Annotated in this window: 1 tRNA gene and 3 rRNA genes; all 4 read left to right on the top strand. The window is 50.8% G+C overall.

Annotation, left to right across the window (positions count from 1 at the left end):
- Positions 1-232: 232 nt before the first annotated feature.
- The 4 genes from NEH75_RS01130 to NEH75_RS01115 all read left to right on the top strand — a co-directional run bounded on the left by NEH75_RS01130 (position 233) and on the right by NEH75_RS01115 (position 4,994).
- Positions 233-1,749 (top strand): 16S ribosomal RNA (locus NEH75_RS01130).
- A 108-nt stretch (positions 1,750-1,857) separates the two neighbouring features.
- Positions 1,858-4,748, top strand: a 23S ribosomal RNA gene (locus NEH75_RS01125).
- Positions 4,749-4,800: 52 nt separating this feature from the next.
- Positions 4,801-4,909: ribosomal RNA gene (rrf, locus tag NEH75_RS01120) — 5S ribosomal RNA — on the top strand.
- Together the 16S, 23S and 5S rRNA genes with 1 tRNA gene alongside form the textbook arrangement of a ribosomal RNA operon.
- Positions 4,910-4,920: 11 nt before the next feature.
- Positions 4,921-4,994, top strand: a tRNA-Gly gene (locus NEH75_RS01115).
- Positions 4,995-5,014: the final 20 nt, after the last annotated feature.

Here is a 5,014-nt window from a genome sequence, read left to right as displayed (position 1 = left end):
CAATCATGGTAAGATAACAAGGTCGTCAGAAATGAACGATACAAGGAAACGAAATAAAAAGTTTCGAAAAAAAGTTTAAAAAGTGTTTGACAGAAAGAGACAGACATGATAAACTAATAAAGTCGCCAAAACAAGGTGACACGAAGTTCTTTGAAAACTAAACAGAACGTCAACAAACATTTATTTAAGAATTAAGTTTCTTAAGGAAGCTTAGGATAAAAACAAACATTTAATTATGGAGAGTTTGATCCTGGCTCAGGATGAACGCTGGCGGCGTGCCTAATACATGCAAGTCGAGCGAACCACTTCGGTGGTGAGCGGCGAACGGGTGAGTAACACGTAGGTGATCTGCCCATCAGACGGGGACAACGATTGGAAACGATCGCTAATACCGGATAGGACGAAAGTTTAAAGGTGCTTCTGGCACCGCTGATGGATGAGCCTGCGGCGCATTAGCTAGTTGGTAGGGTAAAGGCCTACCAAGGCGACGATGCGTAGCCGACCTGAGAGGGTGAACGGCCACACTGGGACTGAGACACGGCCCAGACTCCTACGGGAGGCAGCAGTAGGGAATCTTCGGCAATGGGCGAAAGCCTGACCGAGCAACGCCGCGTGAATGATGAAGGCCTTCGGGTTGTAAAATTCTGTTATAAGGGAAGAACGACTTTAGTAGGAAATGGCTAGAGTGTGACGGTACCTTATGAGAAAGCCACGGCTAACTACGTGCCAGCAGCCGCGGTAATACGTAGGTGGCGAGCGTTATCCGGAATTATTGGGCGTAAAGAGCGCGCAGGTGGTTGATTAAGTCTGATGTGAAAGCCCACGGCTTAACCGTGGAGGGTCATTGGAAACTGGTCGACTTGAGTGCAGAAGAGGGAAGTGGAATTCCATGTGTAGCGGTGAAATGCGTAGAGATATGGAGGAACACCAGTGGCGAAGGCGGCTTCCTGGTCTGTAACTGACACTGAGGCGCGAAAGCGTGGGGAGCAAACAGGATTAGATACCCTGGTAGTCCACGCCGTAAACGATGAGTGCTAAGTGTTGGGGGTCGAACCTCAGTGCTGAAGTTAACGCATTAAGCACTCCGCCTGGGGAGTACGGTCGCAAGACTGAAACTCAAAGGAATTGACGGGGACCCGCACAAGCGGTGGAGCATGTGGTTTAATTCGAAGCAACGCGAAGAACCTTACCAGGTCTTGACATACCATTGACCGTTCTAGAGATAGGATTTTCCCTTCGGGGACAATGGATACAGGTGGTGCATGGTTGTCGTCAGCTCGTGTCGTGAGATGTTGGGTTAAGTCCCGCAACGAGCGCAACCCCTGTCGTTAGTTGCCAGCATTCAGTTGGGGACTCTAACGAGACTGCCAGTGACAAACTGGAGGAAGGTGGGGATGACGTCAAATCATCATGCCCCTTATGACCTGGGCTACACACGTGCTACAATGGTTGGTACAAAGAGAAGCGAAGCGGTGACGTGGAGCAAACCTCATAAAGCCAATCTCAGTTCGGATTGTAGGCTGCAACTCGCCTACATGAAGTTGGAATCGCTAGTAATCGCGAATCAGAATGTCGCGGTGAATACGTTCCCGGGTCTTGTACACACCGCCCGTCACACCACGAGAGTTTACAACACCCGAAGTCAGTGGCCTAACCGCAAGGAGGGAGCTGCCTAAGGTGGGGTAGATGATTGGGGTGAAGTCGTAACAAGGTATCCCTACCGGAAGGTGGGGATGGATCACCTCCTTTCTATGGAGAAAGAGACGTTCTGTTTAGTTTTGGAAGAATTTCTTCCAAAGTTGATCTTTGAAAACTAGATATCTTCATTCAGAAGAAACAAACAATAGATTTGATTTAGGTTAAGTGAATAAGGGCGCACGGAGGATGCCTTGGCACTAGGAGTCGAAGAAGGACGCGACAAACGGCGAAACGCCTCGGGGAGCTGTAAGTGAGCATTGATCCGGGGGTATCCGAATGGGGAAACCCGCTAGTGGTTATACGCTAGCACCATATGGTGAATACATAGCCATATAGGAGACAGACCCAGGGAACTGAAACATCTAAGTACCTGGAGGAAAAGAAAGAAAAATCGATTCCCGTAGTAGCGGCGAGCGAAGTGGGAAGAGCCCAAACCGGATTTATCCGGGGTTGTAGGACCTTCATAATTGACAAATCATGATAGCCGAATGGTCTGGGAAGGCCAACCGTAGGGGGTGAGAGTCCCGTAGGTGAAATTGTGAGATGCATGGAAGGAATCCTGAGTACGGCGGGACACGTGGAATCCCGTCGGAATCAACGAGGACCATCTCGTAAGGCTAAATACTACCTAGTGACCGATAGTGAACCAGTACCGTGAGGGAAAGGTGAAAAGAACCCCGGAAGGGGAGTGAAAGAGAACCTGAAACCGTGTGCCTACAAATAGTCAGAGCCCGTTAATGGGTGATGGCGTGCCTTTTGTAGAATGAACCGGCGAGTTACGATATCGTGCGAGGTTAAGCAGAAGATGCGGAGCCGTAGCGAAAGCGAGTCTGAATAGGGCGAAGAGTACGATGTTGTAGACCCGAAACCGTGTGAGCTAGCCATGAGCAGGCTGAAGGTCAGGTAACACTGACTGGAGGGCCGAACCAGGGCACGTTGAAAAGTGCTTGGATGACTTGTGGCTAGGGGTGAAATTCCAATCGAACACGGATATAGCTGGTTCTCTCCGAAATAGCTTTAGGGCTAGCCTCGATGTTAAGTCTACTGGAGGTAGAGCACTGAATGGGTGATGGCCCCACCTCGGGGTACTGATCTCAATCAAACTCCGAATGCCAGATAGATATAATCGGGAGTCAGACTGTGGGTGATAAGGTCCATGGTCAAAAGGGAAAGAGCCCAGACCGCCAGCTAAGGCCCCCAAGTGTCCGTTAAGTGGAAAAGGATGTGGAGATGCACAGACAACTAGGAGGTTGGCTTAGAAGCAGCCATCCTTTAAAGAGTGCGTAATAGCTCACTAGTCGAGTGACTCTGCGCCGAAAATGTACCGGGGCTAAACGGACCGCCGAAGCTGCGGATTGACTTTAGAGTCAGTGGTAGGAGAGCGTTCTAACAGCGGTGAAGCAGTACCGGAAGGAGCTGTGGAGCGGTTAGAAGTGAGAATGCCGGTGTGAGTAGCGAAAGATAGGTGAGAATCCTATCCATCGAAAGCCTAAGGTTTCCAGGGGAAGGCTCGTCCGCCCTGGGTAAGTCGGGACCTAAGGTGAGGCCGAAAGGCGTAGCCGATGGACAACAGGTTGATATTCCTGTACCACTTATTAAACTGATGGAGTGACGGAGAAGGCTAAGTTGAGCGTGTGATTGGATTCACGTGTAAGCAGTGAGGTGGTCATGTAGGCAAATCCGCATGGCATAACATTGAGCTGTGATGCCGAAGCCGAATGGCGAAGTCAACTGACGTCACGCTTCCAAGAAAAGCTTCTAGGGTTAATTTAATAAGTGCCCGTACCGATAACCGACACAGGTAGGCGAGGAGAGAATCCTAAGATGAGCGAGAGAACTCTTGTTAAGGAACTCGGCAAAATGACCCCGTAACTTCGGGAGAAGGGGTGCTTGTGAAAGCAAGCCGCAGTGAATAGGCCCAGGCGACTGTTTATCAAAAACACAGGTCTCTGCTAAACCGCAAGGTGATGTATAGGGGCTGACGCCTGCCCGGTGCTGGAAGGTTAAGAGGAGAGGTTAGCGCAAGCGAAGCTTTGAATTGAAGCCCCAGTAAACGGCGGCCGTAACTATAACGGTCCTAAGGTAGCGAAATTCCTTGTCGGGTAAGTTCCGACCCGCACGAAAGGCGTAACGATCTGGGCGCTGTCTCAACAAGAGACTCGGTGAAATCATAGTACCTGTGAAGATGCAGGTTACCCGCGACAGGACGGAAAGACCCCGTGGAGCTTTACTGTAGCTTGATATTGAGCACTGGTGGCACATGTACAGGATAGGTAGGAGACGAAGAAACCAGGACGCCAGTCTTGGTGGAGTCGCTGTTGGGATACTACCCTTGTGTCACTGGGGTTCTAACCCGTGGCCCTTATCGGGTCAGGGAACAGTGTCAGGTGGGCAGTTTGACTGGGGCGGTCGCCTCCCAAAGAGTAACGGAGGCGCCCAAAGGTTCCCTCAGAATGGTTGGAAATCATTCGAAGAGTGTAAAGGCAGAAGGGAGCTTGACTGCGAGACCTACAAGTCGAGCAGGGACGAAAGTCGGGCTTAGTGATCCGGCGGTACCGAATGGAAGGGCCGTCGCTCAACGGATAAAAGCTACCCCGGGGATAACAGGCTGATCTCCCCCAAGAGTTCACATCGACGGGGAGGTTTGGCACCTCGATGTCGGCTCATCGCATCCTGGGGCTGTAGTCGGTCCCAAGGGTTGGGCTGTTCGCCCATTAAAGCGGTACGCGAGCTGGGTTCAGAACGTCGTGAGACAGTTCGGTCCCTATCCGTCGTGGGCGTAGGAAATTTGAGAGGAGCTGTCCTTAGTACGAGAGGACCGGGATGGACACACCGCTGGTGTACCAGTTGTTCTGCCAGGAGCATAGCTGGGTAGCTACGTGTGGACGGGATAAACGCTGAAAGCATCTAAGCGTGAAGCCCCCCTCAAGATGAGATTTCCCATTCGAAAGAAGTAAGATCCCTTGAAGACGACGAGGTTGATAGGTCAGGAGTGGAAGTGTGGTGACACATGGAGCGGACTGATACTAATCGATCGAGGACTTAACCAAAGAAACTGAAGAAGATATCTAGTTTTGGAAGATTAACAACATCTTTCAATGGTCTAGTGATGATGGCAAGGAGGGCACACCTGTTCCCATACCGAACACAGAAGTTAAGCTCCTTAGCGCCGAGGGTAGTACGCAAGTGCGAGAGTAGGACGTCGCTGGGCCAAACCTATATGCGGGTGTAGTTTAATGGTAGAACTTCAGCCTTCCAAGCTGACTGTGAGAGTTCGATTCTCTTCACCCGCTCCAATTCGAATAGTCGCACTCTT

It is taken from the genome of Turicibacter sp. T129, assembly GCF_025594975.1.
Classification (GTDB): Bacteria; Bacillota_I; Bacilli_A; order MOL361; family Turicibacteraceae; genus Turicibacter; species Turicibacter bilis.
The sequence above is the reverse complement of the archived record's forward strand: the minus strand, read 5'-3'. Positions and strand labels throughout refer to the sequence as shown.